The sequence below is a fragment of the Chloroflexota bacterium genome (assembly GCA_014360905.1).
Taxonomy (GTDB): Bacteria; Chloroflexota; Anaerolineae; order UBA2200; family UBA2200; genus JACIWX01.
Genome location: JACIWW010000008.1, coordinates 17834 through 40576 on the forward strand (window position 1 = coordinate 17834; position 22743 = coordinate 40576).

General features: G+C 53.0%; 17 protein-coding genes. 8 read left to right on the forward strand and 9 right to left on the reverse strand.

The annotated features are described in order from the left end of the window. Window positions 1-55 precede the first annotated feature (55 nt). Complete coding sequence (pfkA, locus tag H5T67_05060; protein MBC7244684.1) at window positions 56-1027, reverse strand: 6-phosphofructokinase; 972 nt, start codon at window positions 1025-1027, stop codon at window positions 56-58. Between the two features lie 315 nt (window positions 1028-1342). Between pfkA and gyrA the strand changes: the two genes are divergently transcribed. Together gyrA and H5T67_05070 are read left to right on the forward strand one after the other, a co-directional pair. Continuing rightward, window positions 1343-3874 (forward strand): DNA gyrase subunit A, encoded by a 2532-nt coding sequence (gene gyrA / locus H5T67_05065; GenBank protein ID MBC7244685.1) that lies wholly within the window; start codon window positions 1343-1345, stop codon window positions 3872-3874. A 17-nt stretch (window positions 3875-3891) separates the two neighbouring features. Next, entirely contained in the window at window positions 3892-5256 is a 1365-nt protein-coding gene (locus tag H5T67_05070) for a putative DNA binding domain-containing protein (GenBank protein MBC7244686.1), read from the forward strand. Window positions 5257-5344: 88 nt separating this feature from the next. Here the strand turns inward: H5T67_05070 and H5T67_05075 are convergent, their stop codons facing one another. The 6 genes from H5T67_05075 to H5T67_05100 all read right to left on the reverse strand — a co-directional run bounded on the left by H5T67_05075 (window position 5345) and on the right by H5T67_05100 (window position 11381). Continuing rightward, window positions 5345-6076: a gamma-glutamyl-gamma-aminobutyrate hydrolase family protein gene (locus H5T67_05075; GenBank protein ID MBC7244687.1), complete on the reverse strand. Its 732-nt coding sequence runs from the start codon at window positions 6074-6076 to the stop codon at window positions 5345-5347. Between the two features lie 11 nt (window positions 6077-6087). Further along, complete coding sequence (locus H5T67_05080) at window positions 6088-8103, reverse strand: sodium-translocating pyrophosphatase (GenBank protein ID MBC7244688.1); 2016 nt, start codon at window positions 8101-8103, stop codon at window positions 6088-6090. Between the two features lie 89 nt (window positions 8104-8192). Next, window positions 8193-9395: a S8 family peptidase gene (locus tag H5T67_05085; protein MBC7244689.1), complete on the reverse strand. Its 1203-nt coding sequence runs from the start codon at window positions 9393-9395 to the stop codon at window positions 8193-8195. Continuing rightward, window positions 9392-9691, reverse strand: a complete 300-nt coding sequence (locus H5T67_05090) for a hypothetical protein (GenBank protein MBC7244690.1) — start codon at window positions 9689-9691, stop codon at window positions 9392-9394. Before H5T67_05090 ends, H5T67_05085 begins: the two co-directional genes overlap by 4 nt. Next, window positions 9666-10052 (reverse strand): holo-ACP synthase, encoded by a 387-nt coding sequence (acpS, locus tag H5T67_05095; protein ID MBC7244691.1) that lies wholly within the window; start codon window positions 10050-10052, stop codon window positions 9666-9668. Before acpS ends, H5T67_05090 begins: the two co-directional genes overlap by 26 nt. Window positions 10053-10061: 9 nt before the next feature. Next, window positions 10062-11381 carry a UDP-glucose/GDP-mannose dehydrogenase family protein gene (locus H5T67_05100; GenBank protein ID MBC7244692.1) on the reverse strand — a complete coding sequence of 440 codons (1320 nt, stop codon included), beginning with the start codon at window positions 11379-11381 and terminating at the stop codon, window positions 10062-10064. A 563-nt stretch (window positions 11382-11944) separates the two neighbouring features. Between H5T67_05100 and H5T67_05105 the strand changes: the two genes are divergently transcribed. The 5 genes from H5T67_05105 (at window position 11945) to H5T67_05125 (ending at window position 18033) form a co-directional block, all read left to right on the forward strand. Then, window positions 11945-14287, forward strand: coding sequence for a transporter substrate-binding domain-containing protein (locus H5T67_05105; GenBank protein ID MBC7244693.1), 2343 nt, complete (start codon window positions 11945-11947; stop codon window positions 14285-14287). Between the two features lie 77 nt (window positions 14288-14364). Beyond that, complete coding sequence (locus H5T67_05110) at window positions 14365-15444, forward strand: ABC transporter permease (GenBank protein ID MBC7244694.1); 1080 nt, start codon at window positions 14365-14367, stop codon at window positions 15442-15444. 51 nt (window positions 15445-15495) lie between these two features. Beyond that, entirely contained in the window at window positions 15496-16398 is a 903-nt protein-coding gene (locus tag H5T67_05115; GenBank protein MBC7244695.1) for an ABC transporter permease, read from the forward strand. A 62-nt stretch (window positions 16399-16460) separates the two neighbouring features. Next, window positions 16461-17306 (forward strand): amino acid ABC transporter permease, encoded by an 846-nt coding sequence (locus tag H5T67_05120; protein ID MBC7244696.1) that lies wholly within the window; start codon window positions 16461-16463, stop codon window positions 17304-17306. A gap of 1 nt (window position 17307) precedes the next feature. After that, entirely contained in the window at window positions 17308-18033 is a 726-nt protein-coding gene (locus H5T67_05125) for an amino acid ABC transporter ATP-binding protein (protein MBC7244697.1), read from the forward strand. A 35-nt stretch (window positions 18034-18068) separates the two neighbouring features. On the opposite strand, the gene H5T67_05130 is transcribed toward H5T67_05125, so the two are convergent. Then, window positions 18069-18677 carry a glycerol-3-phosphate acyltransferase gene (locus tag H5T67_05130; protein ID MBC7244698.1) on the reverse strand — a complete coding sequence of 203 codons (609 nt, stop codon included), beginning with the start codon at window positions 18675-18677 and terminating at the stop codon, window positions 18069-18071. A 140-nt stretch (window positions 18678-18817) separates the two neighbouring features. Here H5T67_05130 and H5T67_05135 point away from each other — a divergent pair, with 140 nt between their 5' ends. Then, a complete protein-coding gene (locus H5T67_05135) occupies window positions 18818-21943 on the forward strand; it encodes a glycoside hydrolase (protein ID MBC7244699.1) in 3126 nt (1041 codons plus the stop codon). 60 nt (window positions 21944-22003) lie between these two features. Here H5T67_05135 and H5T67_05140 read toward each other — a convergent pair whose 3' ends face one another. Then, entirely contained in the window at window positions 22004-22741 is a 738-nt protein-coding gene (locus H5T67_05140) for an ABC transporter permease (GenBank protein MBC7244700.1), read from the reverse strand. Window positions 22742-22743 lie beyond the last annotated feature (2 nt).

Consider the following 22743-nt stretch of genomic DNA (forward strand, 5'->3'; position numbering starts at 1 on the left):
ATAATAAGTGTGGGGGCTTTCAGCCATGTTTTTTAGGAAGTTCCCGCTGGTAGCACTACTTTGCTAGCACTTGGGCTAACTCCAGCAAACGCACATCCAGCTCTTTCTTCTTACTCACCACTTCCTCTAGCGGAGTGCCTGTGATTTCACCTTTATTCAGACCCATCAGCAGACCATATTCGCCACGAGCGATGTGCTCTGTTGCCGCCGCCCCCATGCGAGTAGCCAGCAACCGGTCCGAAGCGGTAGGCGCACCTCCTCGCTGGACGTGTCCCAAGGTGGTTGCCCGCAATTCAAAGCCCAATCGCTCACGGTGTTTCTGGAAGTATTGTAGCAATCCTTCAGCATTGTATTTGGCTCCTTCTGCAACCACGATGAGCGCGTGCGACTTGCCGCGCCGATAACTATCGCGCAGCTCTGTAGCCAGAGCTTCTGGGTCGGTTTCTACTTCAGGGATGACCACCGCCTCTGCACCACCCGCAATACCGGACATCAGGGCTAGGTAGCCGCAATTGCGCCCCATTACTTCAACCAGGAAAGCCCGCTGATGCGATGAAGCCGTGACTTTCAGCCGGTCTATAGCCTCTAAGGCGATGTTCAGAGCAGTGTCTACACCGATGGTGATTTCCGACCCGTAAAGGTCATTGTCAATGGTGGAAGCCACTCCTACCACAGGGAAGCCCATCTGGAACAGCTCATGAGCACCACACTGCGATCCATTTCCACCGATCACTACCAGAGCCTCAATATCTTGCTGATTCAATGCCCTCAATGCTCTGAGGCGTCCTTCTTCGGTCTTGAACTCAGGGCAGCGGGCACTGCCCAGCACAGTTCCACCCATTTGGATGATGCCGCTGACATCGCGGGCTTTCAACGGCACAAAATTCCCCGCGATGAGACCTGCATAACCTTGCCGCACGCCAAAGACTTCCCAACCTTTATCCAGACCAGTACGCACCACGGCGCGAACAGCAGCGTTCATGCCTGGTGCATCTCCTCCGCTAGTCAACACCGCGATACGCTTCATGTCGTATCCTCCATCTGTTGTCGGTCAAGGCCTCGCCATATCTGCTCTGTTTGCAGCGCTCATGTATGGTAGAGACTGCTATATAGCAGAGGATGTTGCCTCCACCAACCTTGCAACAAGTATAGCATTGTATTCCCTAACGGTCAATAGCAACTGTCCCGCGCTTTCAGCCATCGTCTTACAATGCAAGAGCAGAAAGCAGAGTTCTCTTGGGCATCCAATCTCTTTGAGGTATAATACACTTGCAATTTATCAAGAAAGGGCTTTCAGGGCATGGAGATTGGCATAGTTAGACAAGTTGATATTGAGCGAGAAATGAAGACGGCGTATCTGGATTATGCCATGAGCGTGATCACTTCGCGTGCCCTGCCTGATGTCCGGGATGGGCTAAAGCCAGTGCAACGCCGCATCCTCTATGCCATGAACGACATGGGTCTGCGACACGACAAGCCCTATAAGAAGAGCGCACGCATCGTTGGCGAGGTGCTGGGCAAGTATCATCCCCATGGCGATGTGGCCGTCTACGATGCCATGACCCGCATGGCCCAAGATTTCACGATGCGCTATATGCTCGTGGATGGACAAGGCAACTTTGGCTCTATAGATGGCGACAACCCCGCCGCGATGCGCTACACGGAGGCACGCCTGGCTGCTATTGCGGAGGAAATGCTAGCCGATATTGACAAAGACACCGTGGATTTCATGGACAATTTCGATGGCACGCTGCGCGAACCAGTGGTTCTACCTACGCGTCTGCCGAATTTTCTATTGAACGGTGCCTCGGGTATCGCAGTAGGCATGGCTACTAATGTGCCGCCTCACAATTTGAACGAAGTGTGCGATGCCACGATTTTCCTCATCGACAATTACCGACGCATCGATTCCATTTCTGTTGAAGAACTGATGGAATTCATCAAGGGGCCTGATTTTCCAACGGGAGGCACCATCCTGGGACTGGAAGGGATACGCAGCGCATACGCCACCGGCGCTGGCAAGATCGTGATGCGCGCACGTGCACACTTTGAAGAGGCTGGGGGAGGCAAATCGTTGATCATCGTCACCGAGCTTCCCTATCAGGTGAGCAAGGCCGGCTTGATTGAAAGGATCGCCGAGTTAGTGCGCGACAAAAGGATCGAAACAATATCCGATCTGCGCGACGAATCAGACCGCCAGGGCATGCGTATTGTCATCGAGTTGAAGCGCGGGATGGAACCGCAGCCCACTTTGATGCAGTTGTACAAGTACACGCCAATGCAGAGCACATTCAATGTCAACATGTTGGCACTTGTCTATGGCGAACCTCGTGTTTTGTCGTTGAAGAGAAGCCTGCAACTCTTTATTGAACATCGCCAAGAAGTTATCACCCGTCGTAGCCGCTTCGAGCTCGAGCGAGCCAAATTGCGTGCGCATATTCTAGAGGGCCTGAAAATTGCGTTGGACCACCTAGACGCGGTGATTGCCACCATCCGCCAATCCCAAAGTGCCGAGACGGCGCTGACTAACTTGCAGCGCAAGTTCAAGCTAACGGAAACGCAGGCACGCGCCATCCTCGATCTGCAATTGCGTCGTCTGGCAGCGCTGGAACGACGCAAGATCGAGGAAGAGTATGCAGATACACTAAAGCAAATCCAGTACCTGCAAAGTCTACTAGCCAATCCACGCAAAATCCTGCAGCTCATCAAGACGGAACTACAAGAGTTGAAAGAGCGTTATGGGGATGGGAGACTTACGCGTATTTCGGAAAAGGAAGCGGAGGAGATCAAGGTAGAAGACTTGATACCCGAAGAGGATGTGTTCGTCGCCGTTACACAAAGAGGTTACGTGAAAAGAGTCTTGCGACGCAGCGATCTCTTTCCCCCAACAGGTCGGGATGCTGCCCTCCGCGCAGTAGCCACGAATACGCTGCATAATGTGCTCTTCTGCACGAACAAAGGACGCTGCTTTACCATCAAAGCACATCAAATTCCCGATTCGACAAACGGCATCCCTCTCTCCAACTTGCTGACCATAGAATCGGATGAAATTGTGACCTCCATTGTAGAAGTGCCGGACTTTAAGGAGGTCTCTTTCCTCACCATGTGTACAGCCCACGGGCGTATCAAACGCACTCCCGTGGCAGAGTTCTCCGCAATACGCTCAAGTGGTCTGAGTGCCATCACGTTGGACAATGGCGATGAGTTGCGTTGCGCGGTAACAACGAATGGTAGCCAGGAATTGATCCTCGTTACAGCAAAAGGGCGAGCGATACGCTTCAAAGAGGATGAAGTACGGGCCATGGGACGCAGTGCGGCTGGTGTGAATGCCATCAAACTGGATTCAGGCGACCACATCATCGGGATGGATGCAGTGCAGGAAGGAGGAACTTTGCTTGTCGTGAGTGAAAAAGGCTATGCAAAGCAGACACCTCTGACGGCATATCCGACCCAAAGTCGATATGGGAAAGGCATCGAAGCATTCTCGCCTAAGGCTCTTGCCCAAACCGGGCATTTGGTGGCTGCTTGTGTGGTGTATCCCGATGATGAAATAGGCATCTCATCTGCTAGCGGAGCGGCCTTCCGCATCAAAGCTAGCGAGATTCCCACGCAGAGCCGTTCCACGCGGGGCAGTGTCATCGCGCCTCTCAAAGGTACGGACAAGATAGCGGGCATGATGCATATTGCCGCCAAGCCCAAGAAGTCCGCTGTTGCGAGCCTGGTATCGCCACAAAGCAAGAAGCCCCGTCATGCTCGCAAATCTTCTGTGAAACAGCTTGCAACGAAGACCAAGGGAACCGCTACACAGGCGAAGAGAGGGGCGGAAAAAGGCGCAGCTTCTGCTCCCCGCGCACCCACATCCAGGAAAGAGTGAGCAAGGGGTAGCATTTTATGGACTTCAGAGAATTGCTGAGAAAAGGTCGCGGACAATTGCTGGAGCTCATGCCACAGCCAGAAGTAGAAGCGTTGGCAGAAACGCTGGTTGCATTTGCCAATGCTGATGGGGGCACAATTCTGGTTGGGCTCAGCAGCACCGGGATGTTGCTGGAGGAGGTGGAGCCCGAGCACCTGGAGGCATTGCTCCTGCGTGCGCAAGGGATGTGCCGCCCGCCAGTCAAAACAGAGTGGCAGCCACTAGAGGCTATGGGCGGAACAGCGATTGCGATTTCTGTGCCGCGTAGCCCAGAATTGCACAGCCTTTTCGATGGCCGGGTGTTGTTGCGCTCAGGTGCGAAGAATCGTCCCCTGAGTGGCGAGGAGATCAGGTACCTTGCTTCTGCTAAGGGAGCGGGCGAGTACGAATTGGAAGCGGTCCCCGGCGCGACCCTGACCGACTTCGATGAAGACATTATTGCTGAGTATGCGGCCAAGCGCCGCATACGTGGACCGCGCGGCGAGCAATTGAACGATGAGGAACTCTTATCCGATAGTGGAGCCGTGAACACGGAGGGCAAGCCCACTGTAGCTGGCATCTTGCTCTTTGGACGCAATCCGCAGCGCCTGTTATCTCACAGCGGTGCCGTGCTGGTGCGCTTTGCGGGCACGACACCAACTAACCGCGAGGGGCTTCCAGGCTATACCCGACGTGAGGAAATCACCGGATCGCTGAACCAGATCATCGACAAACTTTGGAACATTATCTGGGAAGAAATGCGCCATGAGTCGGTCATCTTCGGCTTGAAGCGCGAGGAGCGTCCCGAATACCCACCAGCTGCAGTTCGCGAGGCCATCGTCAATGCGGTTGCTCACCGCGACTATCGCCTCACGGGTCGCAAGATCGAAGTGCGCATGTTCGACGACCGGCTCGAAATCATCAGCCCTGGTGGACTTCCTGGCCACATCACGCTGGACAACATTGTCGAAGAGCACTTCTCACGCAACCCTCGTATTGTGAGAGGACTCTTCTATTGGGGTTTCATCGAGGAATTGGGACTAGGCATTGACCGCATGATCGAGGAGATGCTGCAGGCTGGACATCCCCGGCCACAGTTTGACGCTACTCCTTTCACTTTTAAGGTAACCCTGCGCAACGTGCGCGAACGCCCAGTGAGCAAATGGGAAAAAGTTCTCAACGAGCGGCAGATCAAAGCCCTGCTTTTCCTGCAGGATCACAACCGCATTACCAATCGCGAGTACCACGACCTCTGTCCAGATGTAACACCTGAAACGCTGCGCCTAGACCTGGTGGATATGGTGCAGAAGGGGATTCTACTGCGCATTGGCGACAAGAAGGGCGCCTATTACATCCTCAAATAAACGATGTAGTTATATCCCAAATTATATCCCAAATATCCCAAATGCGATGGTTCGATGCGCTGTCAAAGCCTGTTGCTGGGGTGCATCGCTAACTGCAGCGAGGATTTCTGGCTGCCTCTTCAATGAATGCCGCTAAGAGACGTCTCATCTTGGGATCGTCCCATACCAAGTCCTCTGGATGCCATTGCACGCCCAGGACGAATCGCTTGTCCGGGGCTTCCATAGCTTCGATCACACCATCTGGCGCAACAGCGGCTACTATTAAGCGAGGAGCCACGTCTCGCACTGATTGGTGGTGAAAGCTATTGACATGCACTTGATTGACGCCCAGGATGCCTGCCAGCCGAGTTCCCTCTTTGACCACTATCTCATGTCCTAGGTGGTTTCGCGGGTGTTCAGGGTGAAAGTTGTGGCGCAAGGCATGAGGAATCTGCGAGGGGATATCCTGATAGAGCGTGCCTCCCAAAGCTACGTTGAGCACCTGTATCCCGCGGCAAATGGCCAATAGAGGCAGATCATCCTCTACTGCCCAGCGCACCAAGAGCAATTCCACGCGATCGCGAGGTGGATCAATGTTCCCCAGCCTAGCTAGACGCTCTTGGCCAAAATGTCGAGGGGCGATGTCTCCCCCACCGGCTAGAAGCAATCCATCCAAGCGTTGATAGATATCCAGCAAGGCCTCCTCATCATCGAGCAACGGAATCAAAACTGGCGCTCCACCTACCGCCTCTAGCGCACGGCAGTAACTCTGCCCGACACAAAAACGGCGATAATTCGAGCGCAGGTTACCTTGGCATGGGATACCGATTAATGGACGCATGTGCGATTCCTTTAGTGGACTAGTCGCAGGAATAACGGCACGAAAGCAAGCGAGACAGCCGCAACCAATTCGACGAGAATGTTCAGAGTGGGTCCGGCCGTATCTTTCAATGGGTCTCCCACAGTGTCTCCTACCACGCTGGCGAGATGGGCCAGAGAACCCTTGCCACCATAGGCGCCAGTCTCGATGCGTTTCTTGGCATTGTCCCAGGCACCACCTACATTAGCCATGAAGATAGCCAAAAAAATACCACTCACGATATTGCCGGCTAGGAACCCAGCCAGCGCCTCACAGCCCAAGGAGAAAACGATGACGAAGGGAGCAGCAACCGCAATCAGACAAGGTGCAACCAACTGCTCCAAAGCCCCCTTAGTGGCGATGTCAATACAGCGTTGATAATCTGGCGGGATTTTGCCTTCCCGCAACCCGACAATCTCTTTGAATTGACGCCGCACCTCTGTAACAATCAAACCTGCCGTACGTCCTACCGCTTTGAGCGTCATCGAAGAGACCAAAGCCGGAAATGCTCCTCCAATTAGGATGCCAGCCATCACCTTGGCATCGCGAATATCAAGGCTTTGCACCTTTGTCGCAGCAGAGTAAGCAGTCAGCAAGGAAAGCGCAGCGGCAGCAGTAGCACTGACCGCAAAAGCCTTGGCAATGGCTGCCGTGGTGTTGCCCGCTGCATCCAGACGATCGGTGATGCGCCTAATATGCGGATGCTGCCGTGTCATTTCAGCGATACCACCTGCGTTATCGGCGATAGGTCCGTAGGCATCCATGGACAACGTGATACCAAGAATCGAGAGCAAGCCCACGCCCGACAGCGAAATGCCATAGATACCCCACGCTCTGAAGGCAATGACCATGGACAATCCCAGTATAACCATAGGCAAGGTAGCGCTCTGCATGCCCACGGCTAATCCAGTGATGAGGATAGTGGCCGCGCCGGATTCACCTGAGCGAGCAATGGTATCGACTGGGCTTCCAGAAGTGAAGTAATCTGTAATCAGCCCGATGAGCACACCGGCAACCAGTCCTGCAGAAGCAGCGTAAAAAGCGCGCATGTCTCCTAGATAAAAGATAGACAGCAATAAAATCCCCAGCAACGTTGTCGCTCCGCTGCTGACCATGCCGATGCGCAAGAGCATTTCTGGCCCTACCTTTCCAGTTCGTGCCAGCGTCTTCACCGCAATAATTCCCAGTACAGAACCAATCATTCCTACAAAAAGAATCCACAAAGGCAAGAGTATGCCTTTTTCCCCTAAAGGCGTGCCCAGGATAGTGGTAGCCGAGGCACCCAGAATAAGGGCGGCAATGGAAGTATCCACATAAGCCTGGTAGGTGTCTGCACCCATGCCTGCCACATCGCCCACATTGTCGCCCACGTTATCTGCGATGACCGCTGGGTTGCGTGGATCATCCTCCGGTATGCCTACCTCTACTTTCCCCACCATGTCAGCTCCTATGTCTGCCGCTTTGGTGAAGATGCCCCCGCCAATACGTGCGAAGATGGCGGCAAAACTTGCGCCAATGGAATAACCTGTCATCACGGTCAGTGGATTGGGCACTAGCCTCAAAAAGTGGAACAGCAGATACACCGAGGATATACCAAGGATGCCGATGCTCACGGCGGCCATGCCCAAAACCGACCCACCAGAGAAGGCCACAACAAAGGCATGGGTAGGGCCATTGCGGGCGGCAAAAGTCGTACGACCATTCGCGCGTGTGGCGATGGCCATGCCGATATAGCCAGCCAGTACAGAAGTGCCCGCGCCGATGATGAAAGTGAACATTATATATGCGTCTAACGTCACCACCAAAAAGGCAGCGAAGAAAACTGCTACGATGGCCATGATGCGGTATTCACGTCGGAGAAACGTAGCTGCGCCTTCCTGGATGAAGGCGGAGAAATTGACGATCTCAGGTGGACCTGCCTCTTTGTTCATCGTGACTCGGGCAAGATACAGGGTAAACAGCAGCCCCAGCAGCCCGGCAATGGGAAAAACAAAGGCAATTGAAGACACGGTCATTGTGTAATACTTTTCCTTCTAATTAGGATAATCAAAATTGAAAAGGTCGAGAATAATCTTCCCATAGTTTAAGGATGGGCGGCTTACCAGCCCGGCATGAAGAGATGCAGAATCGAAATAAGGCAGCCCGGTGTGGGCGTTGGCGGTGTTGGTGGCGGTGCAAACGGTGTGTTCAAATGGGCCTGATAGGCGTCCGCACGTCCTTTGCCTTGTGCATTGGCATCCAACCCCAGGTCCTTCGCTGTGTTCATTAGCCGTTCTTTCAATTGCGACGGCGTTAAATCCGGAAAAGCTTCCAGCAGCAGAGCTACGATGCCCGTGCCGTGAGGCGTAGCCATACTGGTACCAGATGCTCGCGTGTACAGTGCATCTACGGGTGTACCCATGGTGGTACCTTGTGCACGGCAAGAAACAATGCCCACACCGGGCAGTAGAATATCTGGCTTCACTCGGCCATCGCTCGTGGGCCCACGCGCGGAAAAGTTAGCAATCGTACCTTGGTTGGAGCAGGCGCCTATGGTCAGCACCTTCCTGGCGCAGCCAGGAGGTCCGACGGTGGATGCACCTGGGCCATAGTTGCCCGCGGCCACACAAACCATTACACCTTGTTCTACTGCTGCGTCACAGGCAGTGGAAAGGGCATCTGTCCCATCGCAAGGCCCCACGCCACCCAGGGATAAATTGATAACCCTTACGTTCTGCTGTACTGCCCAATCCAGGCCAGATATCACCTCGCTCATGTAACCTGAGCCGTCGCCGTGCAACACCTTAGCAGCATAGATGCGTGCTTCGGGCGCAATCCCTTTATACGTATTGCCCGCACCCGCTGCAATGCCAGCCACGTGAGTGCCATGCCCATTGTTATCACGCGGTCCTTCGCCGGTAAAATCCTCCATAGCGATAATGCGCCCGGCAAAATCGGGATGTCCGGGGTCAATACCCGTATCAACAATCGCAATCGGCACATCGCGCCCGGTAAAGCCAGCTGCCCAGACCTGCGGAGCACGGATGAAAGGAGCCGAAGTGTCCAAGCAGGTACGCACAGGCAAGTCCGGCCAGATGTATTCCACTGCAGGATCAGTAGCAAGGGCTTGAATCTGCTCAGCAGAAGCACGCATCGCCGCTGCAGGGATGAGAAAGAAATGTCGTGCACGCGAGATGCCCATCAAGGGCCGCGCGGTCAGAGCGATATGCTCTCGATATTTCACAATGATGCGATGCTCTTGCGGCGCTCCCGGAGCAGCCAGCGCGTCTGCTAGAGCAGGGGTTATTTTGTTTTCACTCATGTCTGCCTCCCTTGCTTTCCTTTTTCCGTTGCAATGTCATGCGCCTGAGCAAACACCTGGCGATCTTCCTCGATTTTCTCTACCCAAGGCTCTTGCATAAGAGCCAAAGCCATCTCTGCGGTACAGGAAATAGCTACAGCGTTGATGAGGCGGAAAGAACGCAGCACAGGGACGTTCAATTCAGACAGCCGTGTTCTCGCCTGTGCTATATCACCCGTAACATGCACAATGAGGCGTACAGTATCCTTCGGGCGTCCCTGTAACTTGGCCTCAAACGCTCGCTCTACTTTGCCCATTCTCGTCCGCCACTACAAAAGCTATAGCATAATCGCACGAATGCGATAGACTGATCGCAAACTCCCTCAGACCTAGCTCGTCAGCCCGAGCTGCCGCACGGCCATGCAAGCGGACCAATGGCTTGCCTCGTGCATCGGCCAACACTTCCATCTCGCACCATAACACTCCAGACAACCCAGTCCCCAAGGCCTTGGAAATCGCTTCCTTAGCAGCAAAGCGTACTGCTAGTTCCGGCACCCGTCCTCGGCACAAAGCAAGCTCAGCAGGGGTGTATATTCTGGTTAAGAAACGTCCCTGCCAGCGCGTGATCGCCCGCTGGATCCGCTCGATTTCCACAATGTCCACACCCACGCTGAGCATCAGGAGTTCTCACAAGGGTTGTCCATTCGCGTCGTAGCCCCGGCCAACGCCGCGATAGATAAATCCCAATTGCCTCATCTTTTCAGGTTCGTAGATATTGCGCCCGTCAAAAAGCACGCGTTGACGCATGGACTGGGCAATGCGCGCCATGTCCAGTTGCTTGAACTCATTCCATTCTGTGACCAGGATCAAAGCATCTGCACCCTCAGCCACTGCATAAGGATTATCACAATACGTCACATTGTTGAGGATCTTGCGCGCGTTGTTCATCGCCACTGGGTCATAGGCTTTTACCTGCGCCCCCTCATGCTGCAACATGTGGATGATCTCGATAGAAGGGGCATCGCGCATGTCGTCCGTATTTGGCTTGAAGGAGAGCCCCAGAATACCGATGGTCTTACCGCGGAAATTGCCCAGGATCTCGCGCACTTTCTGGATGACGCGCTTGCGCTGATCGTAGTTGATCTCCATGACTGCACGCAGCATCTGCGGGTGACAGCCGTGTGTTGCTGCGATATGGGCCAGAGCTTTGACATCCTTGGGGAAGCAAGAGCCGCCCCAGCCTACGCCTGCGCCGAGAAAGGCATGGCCAATGCGCTTGTCGCTGCCCATGCCTAGAGCCACTTCCTTTACATCTGCCCCAAGCGCCTCACAGATGTTCGCCATTTCATTGATAAACGAGATCTTGGTTGCTAGGAAGCAGTTCGAAGCGTACTTGATCATCTCCGCGGTGCGCAAGTCGGTGATAATGGTGGGAGATTGTAATGGGGCATAGAGCTCGGCCACTTTCTCCGCTGCTTGCCGATTGGTTGAGCCAAGCACGATTCGGTCGGGGTTCATGAAATCATAAACAGCCGAGCCCTCGCGCAGGAATTCTGGGTTGGAAACGACAAAGAATTCCACATCGTTCACCTTGTATTCATTGATAATGTCGGCTACCCAGTCTCCTGTCCCAATGGGCACGGTGCTCTTGTTCACGATGATCACGGGCTTGACCAGCCTTTTGGCAATATCCTCTGCGCACTGGGTTACATGGGAAAGGTCGGCTTCCCCCTCGCTTCCAGAGGGCGTGCCCACGGCGATGAAAATAAACTCGGCATCACGCAACCCTTCATCGTAGGAAATGGTGAAATCGAGGCGCTGTGCCTCATGGTTACGGCGGACCATTTCCTCCAGGCCGGGCTCGAAAATGGGCAATATGCCCTTCTTTAGTCGCTCTGCCTTCTCCTTATCGCGGTTGACGCAGATGACCTTGTTGCCCAAATCGGCCAGACATGCTCCAGTAACCAAGCCAACATAGCCTACGCCGATGACACAAATGTTTTTCATGCAGTGGATTGCCTCCTCAGGTATATGGTAACATCAGAATATAGCATTGGAGAGAGAAATTGTCAAAAACATAATAGGGGTGTGCAAGTTTGACAAGCGGCGTATTTGTTGTATAATTTTATCTCGAAACAGCGCTGTCTCTTTCGAGAGAGCACCCAATACCTGCTTTCACTGCAGTAAAGGGGAGGGTCCCCTCTTGATTCAGGAGCTCTCTTCGTGAAGAGTAGATGAGGCTCGTATGTCGTTGGTGACATGCGTGTAGGTGCCTGTACAGGCTCTGCGGCGAGCCAAGCTCTCCTGGAAGGAGTTCAGCGCTTTTTGGTTCTCGTTATGGATTGAACCAAAAAGCGCGGGATGTGGTGAAAAATAAAAAGATATACGGTACTTCTTCCGCTTTGTGAGGAGTTTCATTTTACCTGTGCCTTTGACAAGGCAGCCAAATAACTCAAAGGAGGTGATTCTGCCTTAGCCAATCCAGGTAAACCGCTGGGCTGTTGACACGGGGGTGGGTTCCCTTGGTTTTCAGCCAGTGAACTATTGATCAAGCAAGAAGGAGGGCAATTGTGAAAAGCAAGGTTTGGACTCTCATCGCTGTTTTCGTGGTGATTAGCATGGTACTGGCATCCTGCCGTCCGGCAGCCACGCCAACACCGACACCTAAGCCGCCGCCAACGCCAGTGCCACCAACTGCTACACCAAAGCCCAAGCTCAAGATTACGGTGGCCACTGATGCCACTTGGCCGCCATTTGAGTATGTGGACGAAACAACCAAAGAGTTTGTGGGCTTTGACATTGACCTGATGAAGGCCATTGCCGAGGCGGCTGGCTTTGAGGTGGAATTCGTCAATGTCGCTTGGGATCCCCTGTTGGCTGGCATGGCCACAGGCCAATACGATGCTGCCATCTCTGCTATGACCATCACAGAGGAGCGCGCAAAGCAGTTTGACTTCTCCGAACCCTACTACAATGCAGGACAGCTTATTGCTGTGCGCATTGATGATACTCGCATCAAAGGGCCAGCAGACCTGGCGGGCAAAGTAGTGGGTGCTCAGCTCGGCACAACCGGCGCTATGGAAGTGGAAAAAATCGCCGGTGCCACGCTCAAAAATTATGACACCATTGACCAAGCTTTCCTGGATCTCATCAATGGCCAGATTGACGCGGTGGTAGCGGATAACCCATTGGTGGCTGGCTATGTAGGGAAATACGCGGGTAAGATCAAGAGCGTCGGCGAACCCTTCACCGAGGAATTCTACGGCATTGCGGTGAAAAAGAACGCACCAGAGATCCTGGAAGCCATCAACAAGGGCCTCAAGGCAGTGAAGGAGAAGGGCCTCATTGCTCAGCTCGAGGAGAAATGGGTCAAAGCAGCAGCACCTGCGCCAGCGCCAACGCCTGAAGCGGCTTGTGTATTAAAATCCGTGGAGAAGGTGGATGACTACACCGTTAGGTTCACCTTCCATCGCCCCCATGCTCCCTTCCTGGCACAGTTGGCTTCAGCCATGATGCCCATGGTCAGCCCTGCGGCAGTGATGAAGTACATGGACGAGAGCTTCCGGAACCCAGTGGGCACAGGGCCGATGAAGTTCGTAGAGTGGAAGCCCGAAGATACCATCACCATTGTACGCAACGACGATTACTGGAGCGAAAAAGCCAAGCTGCAGAAGATGGTCTTCCGCGTCATCAAAGAGGACACCGCCCGGCTTCTGGAACTGCAGGCAGGGACGATTGACGGTGCTGACAGCATTCGGCCTGACGACATCCCCGTGGTCAGGGCAGATCCGAACCTGCAACTGTACCTACGTCCGGCATTCACCATCGGCTACCTGGGGATGAACACAGACCGCGAACCCTTCAACAAACTCGAAGTACGACAGGCCATCAACCATGCCATTGACAAGCAGGCCATTGTCAACGCTGTTGCACCCGAGACCGGACAGCCAGCGAAGGAATACCTGCCGCCATTGATGTGGGGCTATAATGACGAGATTGTGGACTATGAGTACAACCCTACCAAGGCTAAGGAACTGCTGGCCAAAGCTGGTTATCCCGAAGGTTTTGAGTTGTACTTGTGGTATCTACCGGTGCGCCGCTCCTACTACCCCGAGGCCAAGCTAATCGCCGAAATTATACAGAGCCAACTCAAAGCTATCGGCATTAACTGCCGCCTGGTAACTTACGACTGGGGTACTTACTTGTACAAGATCCGCCATGATGAGGCAGATCTGTGGATGCTGGGCTGGATGTCCGACTTTGGCGATCCGGACAACAACCTATTCACCTTCTTCAGCGGCTCCACCGACAGCTGGGCCAAAGGGCCGCCTGACAAGGAGCTGTATGACCTCTTAGTCAAGGCCAGGTCTGAGCCTGATATCGCCAAGCGCACTGAGCTGTATAAGCAAGCCAACCAGCGTATCCATGACATCGCTCTGGGTGTACCGGTGATGCACAATGCGGGTGCCTTTGCCGCCAAGAAGGAAGTTAAAGGCATCGTGCCTGATCCCTTCTATCTAGAGTATTGGTGGGATATCGAGACTCCTACCGGTACCTTCATCTGGGGGCGAGCTGGCGATGCAGTCGGCCTGGATGCCTGGGATGAGACCGATGGCGAATCCTTCATGGTTACGAACCAGATCTTCGAGGGTCTGTATGCCCGGAAGCCCGGAGCGACGGAAATCGAGCCAAAACTAGCGGATGGGATGCCTGAAGTTTCCGCCGATGGCTTGGTGTGGACGATCAAACTCAAGAAGGGCATCAAGTTCCACGATGGAACGGACTTTAATGCTGATGCGGTAATCTTTAATATCGAGCGGGCCTGGGATCCGGACCATCCTTATCGCAATACCGCCCACACCAATGAATATGTCTACTTTGCCGACTTCTTCGGCGGATTCAAGGGAGAATAAGTTCATCCGGTTCTAAATCCTACCACAGTGCAGGGAGAGTATTTCCCTGCACTGTGGCCTGATAAGAGGGCAGACATTTGACTCGCTATATCATCCAGCGTTTGATACTATTGGTTTTCGTTCTATTGGGGATTTCCGTCATCACTTTCACCATGATGCACCTCGTGCCAGGCACTCCGGCTGATGTGATGTTGGGAGAGCATGCCACGGACGAGAAAGTAGCACGCTTCAGGAAAGCGTACGGCCTTGATGATCCCATCCCCGTGCAATACCTGCGCTATCTCGGCAAAATTGCGCGCGGTGATTTTGGACGCTCTGTGCGTACCAATTTCCTGGTCACGGAAGAATTGGCCCAGCGTTTGCCGGCCACGGTAGAGCTGACTGTTGGCGCCATGCTTGTGGCTTGCTTGATTGGCATTCCTGCCGGCATCCTCGCTGCTTATCACCACAATTCATTTTTCGATTTAATTACCATGGTTGGTAGCCTGATCGGCGTTTCTATGCCGGTTTTCTGGCTCGGTCTGGTCTTGAGTTATATTTTTGGTTTCCGACTCCATGTACTTCCTCCTTCAGCACGCCTGACAGTGGGAGTAGAATTGCCTACTATCACAGAAGTCTATAACCTTCGCACTATCTTTACGGGTTCCTTTGGCAACAAGATCATAGCATTCAGCGATTTCCTTTCGAATTTCTATGTTTTCACTGCCCTAGTCACTGGCAATCCAGAAGCTTTGATAGATGCCTTGAAGCATCTCATCCTTCCTTCTCTAGCTCTGGGGACGATCCCTATGGCGAATATCGCCCGCATGACCCGTAGCAGCCTGCTCGAAGTCTTGGGCCAGGACTATATTCGCACTGCCCGGGCTAAGGGACTTCCGGAACGAATGGTGATCTTGGTACATGCCTTGAAGAACGCCTTTTTGCCCATCATCACCGTCATTGGCCTCTTATTGGGTGGCCTCTTGGGAGGTGCTATCCTGACAGAGACCATCTTCTCCTGGCCTGGTATGGGCCGCCTGGTAGTGGACCGCGTCCTAGCCCGTGACTATCCAGCCGTGCAAGGTGGTGTCATGGTGATTGCGTTATTATTTGTGCTGCTCAATCTTTTAGTGGATATATCCTATGCCTACCTTGATCCTCGCATCCGTTATGAGTAGAATGTTATTCCACGTCCTTGGCACTAATTACGCTTTGTTGAGAAGGCACAAATGAGATCAGCAAGCCTGCAAGAACTGAGTTCTACTACCTTCCAATTAGAAAAACGAGTTCCAACCAATCTGTGGCAGGATGCGTTACGCCGATTGTTGCGGAACAAGTTAGCTGTTGTGGGCATGTTGATTCTAGCTGTTTTTTTGCTCTGTGCACTATTTGCTCCCCTCTTAGCCCCGTACGATCCATTGGAACAAAGGTTAGTTTTGCGTCGTCAGCCCCCTTCACAACAGTATCCCTTTGGCCTGGATGATTTGGGCCGCGACATTTTGAGCCGCATTATCTTTGGGGCACAGGTCTCTTTGCGTGTAGGAGTGCTTTCAGTTAGCCTGGCCATTATCCTTGGTACTTTGTTGGGCCTTGTATCTGGCTACTTGGGAGGTTGGGCCGACAACCTAATCATGCGCTTTATGGATATTGCGTTGGCTTTTCCTGCCATGCTGTTGGCTATCGCCATTGTGGCTATCCTGGGGCCTGGCCTGATGAATATGTTGATTGCCATTGCCCTTGTTTCTATCCCTACTTATGCTCGCTTAGTCCGCTCTCAAGTGCTATCTGTCAAAGCACAGGATTATATCCTAGCTGCACGGGCGATTGGTGTAACCCACAGCCGTATACTCTTTCGCAACATCCTGCCCAATTCTATCACTCCCATTATTGTTCAGGGCACGTTAGGCATAGCTACAGCCATCCTGGATGCGGCTGGCCTCAGTTTTCTGGGGCTAGGGGCTCAACCCCCCACGCCGGAGTGGGGAGCTATGTTGGGTGAGGGCAGGTTTTCCATGTTTACTGCTCCTCACATTATCATTTTCCCTGGTATAGCGATTATGCTCACTGTTTTGGGGTTCAATCTGCTGGGCGATGGCCTGCGCGATGCCCTGGACCCACGCCTGCGCATGTAGAGCTAGCCGATTGCTGCAGTTCTAGCTACCTTCATTCATGCGGGAATGAGGAAACTTTTATCATGACATACAAAGAGATTCGTGCGAATACTAAAACGCTCACTTCTACCGAAGAGACCAAGCCTATTTGGCAACGAATAGACCGCTGGTGGCTGCTATTTATCAGCGTGGTGCTCATTACCCTGTTTTTGATCAGCAGCAAGCCAGATCCGTATCGGCGCATCTTCGTCTTCCTCGAAGATGGCGTCCGCGTGACCATGAGCATTACGGTGTTATCTTTTTTATTGATACTTTTGGTAGGACTGATCGGCGGGCTGGGGCGCATAGCCAAGAATCCTCTTATCAAAGGGATCGCCTCGATATACGTTGAGGTTATTCGTGGCATACCGCTTTTGGTACAACTCTTGTTCATCTATTATGCCTCTCCTATCTTACTGCGAGATGTTGGGATAAAACTGATAGGCGCCTGGCCGAGTTTTGCCCATAGGTTAATCAATATCAAATTGAATCCCTTTGGAGCGGCTGTAGCAGGCCTGACTATCTGTTACGGAGCGTACATGTCGGAGATCTTCCGTGCTGGTATCGAATCCATTCCCAAAGGGCAAATGGAAGCGGCACGCTCGTTGGGGATGAGTTATTTTCAGGCTATGCGCTACATCATCTTGCCCCAAGCTGTACGCATTATTTTGCCACCCGTAGGCAACGAATTTGTAGCGCTGTTGAAGGACTCTTCGCTGGTCTCGGTCGTAGCCGTCGCCGACATGACGCGTAGAGGGCGCGAGTTTATGGCCAGTACTTTTCTGGCTCTTGAAACCTGGATGATGGTGGCGCTGTTGTATTTAGTCATGACCCTGTTTCTCTCTCGTATTGTAGCCTATCTAGAGAGGAAGACGACTTTTGTCCGATAACATTATCGAAATCGAACATGTGAGCAAGCGTTTTGGGCGGGTAGTTGCCTTAGATGATGTCAGCCTGACCGTGAAACGTGGTGAGGTGGTGGTCATCATTGGCCCCAGTGGCTCCGGCAAGTCTACACTCCTTCGGTGCATCAACCATCTGGAGACAATAGACAGCGGGCGGATTGTCGTGGATGGCATCCCACTCACCGAGGCCAAGAATATTGACAAAGTACGGGCTGAGGTGGGCATGGTTTTTCAATTGTTCAATCTTTTTCCCCACCTGACAGCTCTGGAGAACATTACCTTAGCACAACGCGTCGTGCGCAAGAGGTCACAGCAGGAGGCGGAAGAGATCGCTCGTCAACTACTGGCCAAGGTAGGCATTCCGGAGAAAGCAAACGCCTATCCTGCGCAGCTTTCTGGTGGTCAACAACAACGAGTAGCTATCGCTCGCGCGCTAGCCATGCAGCCAAAGATCATGCTTTTCGACGAACCAACTTCTGCACTGGACCCAGAGATGATCAAAGAAGTATTGGACGTGATGTTGGATCTGGCCAGAGAAGGTATGACCATGGTAGTGGTATCGCACGAGATGGGCTTTGTCAAAGCCGCTGCCAAGCGCATCTTTTTCATGTGCGAGGGGCATATCATTGAAGAGACAACGCCTGATGGCCTTTCGTTGGCTGCCTGCAAGGAAGAACGCACTAGGCAATTTCTTAGCAAGATACTGATCTAGTGCCTGCCCTTTAGATTCCCCAAAGTGCTCTAGTCCTAATAATGCTCCACGCGGCGTTCCGAACCCGAGCGCAGACGCTCGATATTCGGGCGCAACTCGAACAGGATCAGACCACAAGCCAGCACTCCATAAAGCACATATATCGCTGGTGACAGGGACAGCAAACACGAGACTGCCAGTGTGATGAGCATAGTTACTGCGGCGACAATAGATGTTACGGATGCAATCCGCGATAGGCAAGCCGCTACCACAGCGGCCACGGCCATGAAGGGCAAAACGTGAGGGGCCAGTACAAGTATCACCCCAGCGTTGGTCATGGAGCCTGCGCCACCGCGAAAGCGTAGAAAAATGGAGCGATTATGTCCCAACACCGCAGCCAATCCCGCTACTACTGCTGCGCTGCTTGTCCCCAACAGCACGCGCGCCAGCCCAACGGATAATGCACCTTTCAGGAAATCTCCCATAACGGTGAATATCGCAGGGCCTTTGCCGGCGGCACGAAGGATATTCGTCCCTCCGGTGCGGCCACTGCCATACTGACGGGGATCTATACCTTTCCATAGCTTGGCAAGCACATAGCCTGTAGGAAACGATCCTAGCAAATAACCCATTCCCGCTACTAGTATATAGCGCAGCACTGTCATTGCCCACCTCGCCTCAATCCTTCAGTTTGCACTTTTAAAACACTCTTGCACCCCTGTGGTTACTATGGATGCTTTCTATTTTTCGCATTGTGGGAAAAATCGCCGTATAATGTGCCTACTAACTTCGCAAGGAGGAGAAGATGTCGCACTGGAGACAGTTCTTCTGTTTGACCATGACGGTGGTCTTGCTTATTAGCTGTGCGCCCAAACCTACCCCCATACCCATCGTGCCAACTGCAACGCCTTTGCCAGCTATAGCTACGCCAATCTCGGAAGAACCATTGTATCTGTCCATTATCTGGCACCAGCACCAACCACGTTACTACAAAGATCCCCAAACCGGCATTTACAGCAAACCTTGGGTACGCTGCCATGCCACCAAAGATTACTATGACATGGCTGCCATGCTGAAAAAGTACCCCAAGATCAAGGCAACCTTTAACCTGACACCGAGTCTGATCTTTCAACTGCAGGATTTGGTTGCAGAAGCCAAGGATCTCTATTGGGTGCTGGCTGAAAAACCGGCTGCTAGCCTAAGTGAAGAAGAGAAAATCTTTATCCTCAAGCGTTTCTTTGATGCTAATTGGGATCATGTCATTCGCCGTTATCCTCGCTATCAAGAGTTGTTGGCCAAGCGCGGCAGCGATGACAGCGATGCCACTGTGCAGAAAGCATTGCCCAACTTCACCGAACAAGATTTTCGTGACCTTCAGGTGTGGTTCAACTTAGCCTGGTTCGATCCCGATTTTCTGGCTGAGGAGCCATTGCTGAGCCTGGTGAACAAGGGGAAAGGCTTTAGCGAGGAAGACAAAACTATTATCTTTGCTAAAGCTTTGGAAGTGATGGAAATGGTCCTGCCTATGCATAAAGAACTGCAAGATACCGGGCAGATTGAGGTAACCTTCACGCCCTATACACATCCCATTCTGCCCTTGCTCTATGACACGAACCTAGCCCTGATCGGTATGCCTGATGCCAAACTGCCGGAACGTTTCTCTTTCCCTAACGATGCCATTGCGCAGATCCAGAAGGGAGTGGCCAAGTACAAGGAACTATTTGGCAGGGAGCCTCGCGGGATGTGGCCGGCAGAGGGAGCTGTCGCCCAGGAAATCGTGAAAATGGTTTCTGATGCCGGTGTTATTTGGATGGCTTCTGGAGAACAGGTGCTGGCCCGTTCCCTGGGAATGGATGGGTTTACTCGCAATAGCAAGGACGTTGTACAGGAAGCCGATCGGTTATATCGCCCCTACTATGTCCAACACGGCGATGGGCGCCCAGTGGGCATGGTTTTCCGCGACCTGCTTATCTCGGATAAGGTAGGCTTCACGTACAGTGGCATGCCTGGTCAGGAAGCGGCGAAGGATTTCATGCGCAGGTTGCGTGATATCAAGGTCCGTCTGAAGGAAGAAAATGCTGCCGGCCCGCATCTGGTCACTGTGCTGCTGGATGGAGAGAACGCTTGGGAATACTACGATAATGACGGCAAGGAGTTCTTGAACGCTTTGTACCAGCAATTGTCCGAGGCTTCGGATATTGTCACCATCACTCCCTCTGAGTATCTGCAAAAGTTTCCAGAGCAGCGCAAGATCGAAAAGCTCTGGGCAGGCTGCTGGTTTACACCGGACTTTTCCACTTGGATTGGGGAAGACGAAGAAAATCAGGCTTGGAACTACTTGCAGAAGACGCGGATGATGCTCATTAACCGGCGCAATGCGGTTTCCGAGAAGCAATTCGAGGAAGCCATGGAGTTGATGTACTTTGCCGAGGGCTCAGACTGGTTCTGGTGGTACGGCTCGGATCAGAGCGTAGCGGATGAGCGCGCTTTCGACACGATGTTCCGGCAGACGCTTATGGATATCTATCGCACGATGGGCGATGGCGTACCAGACTGGCTATATGTACCCATCATGCCACCACAACCTCCTGTGCCGACGCAAGAGATAGCCGGTTTGTTCACGCCTGTGATAGATGGTGTGGCCTCTGAAGGTGAGTGGGCGCAGGCTGGTTATTACCTCAAATCAGGGGGAGCCATGGCCCGCGCCGAGGATGTGATTTCCGCTCTATACTACGGCTTTGACAAGAAGAATATCTATCTGCGCATAGACGGGCGCAGCAATTGGTTTACGCTGGCTCCTGATCTCACCATCGCGGTTTACTTCTCGAACCCACACGCGAAACAAGTTAACACCTTCTCGCGCTATGGTGCTGTTGCCACTCCCAAAACTATCCTAGGGTTCGGTGCGGCTGGCGAAGCCGCAGTGCGCATCCAACAGGGCACAGTGAGTGCATTTTATGCCAATGCTCTGGGATACAATCAGTGGGAAAAAGAAACGCCACTGGCAGATGCTGCTGTCAAAGGGACAGCCATTGAATTGGCTGTGCCGTTCAAAAACCTAACAGATTTGGAGGCAGGCGATCGGATCAATCTGTACGTTGTCGTGAGTCGAGCGCTGACAGACATTGATGCAGCACCACTGGGTGGTCCAGCTTTGCTTGTTGTGCCCGATATCAGCGCTATCACACCCATTCTCGTCATTGACGATCCTGAACACGATGACTATGGCCCAGGAAGTTACACCTATCCTACCGATGGCGTGTTCTTGGCGCAGTGCTTCGATGGCAAGCAATTTGTTGTCGGCTACGATGAGAACAACCTCGTACTCATCTTCTCCATGTATGGCCCTGTTGCCAACCCTTGGGGTTCTGCCGTCAATTTGTCCGTGCAAGCATTCGATGTCTACATAGATATGGACCACCAATCTGGTTCAGGGCGACGGTTGCTGTTGCCTGGACGCAATGCTGCCGTTTCCAGCGAGGATGCCTGGGACTATGCGGTATGGGTAGAAGGCTGGACACCGGGAGTCTTCAAACTGGATGCAAAGGGCAACCCCCAGAAAGTAGATGTTTCCATGAAGATTGTTGTGGATCCTCCGGGCAGGAAGGTTACCGTACGTGTGCCCAAGAATGCATTCAGTAGCTGGGAGCCGCAGAGGTGGGGTTACTTAGCTGTTGTACTTGGTCAGGAGGGATATCCGGCTGCTGGGGTATGGCGCGTGCGCGACGTGGAAGCACAGAGTGCACAGTGGCGTTTCGGTGGAGCTCCGGCTGATACCAATCACACGCGTATCATTGATGTTTTCTTGCCTGCTGGAGCCTCTCCAACCCAAGAAGAATTGCTGAGCCAATACCCCGCTTCGCAGGAAAAGGATATGGACAAGCTCACACCGGACGATTTTGCACTACTCCCTGTGTTACGTGTGCAATAAGCCAGTTGAAGAAGAACAAGGGCGAGAGCAATCTCTTCGCCCTTGTTCTTTTGTGCCTAACTAATCCTCCAAGATCAGCCGTCTCCGCTGGAAGCGGGCAATGCCAATTGCTAATAAGATAATGTCCAAAGCCAGCGTTACCAGGCCTACTACAATGCCTACGAGGTTCAAGTTCGCAGTGCTCAGTATCTGCAGCAGAGTATCCTTGGCTGAAGCCGGCAGGGCTTGCAACAATAGCGGGCCACCGACGAAAAGCACTAGCGTGGCAACGCTGAACACTTGCGCTGCTGCACGGGCAGTGGGCGCCCGCAGCGAGATGAAAACGCCAATTGTTGCAATGAACAGACTGCTTAGGATGGTCCCGAACACGATCATGATCAAGACCGCACCGGGGTAAAAGAAGGGGCGACTAGTCCCCCTGGCCACATTCAGAGCAATTAGACTGAGCAACATAGAGGCCCAGACTATAGTAATGCTGTAGATGACGCAGGCAAGTACCTTGCCCAGGAAGATGTCTCGGTCGGAAAGTCTGGTGGCAAGTAGCGTTTCCAAGGTGTGGCGTTCCCTCTCTCCCGCGAAGCTATCCGCAACTGCTCCGCCTGCCAGGATAAAGGGCAGCACAATGGAGAAAATTCCTGCCAGTGGGCTGTTGACCCAGGCTTCGCGCTCCTGTAATGGCAGGATAACGCCAAATACGAGCAACAGGGGCAGGTAGGAAAGCAAGCGCGAGCGCATCCCGCCTCTGGCATGCCACAGTTCTTTTAGTTCCTTCCACACGATCGTCATAATATCTTCCATAG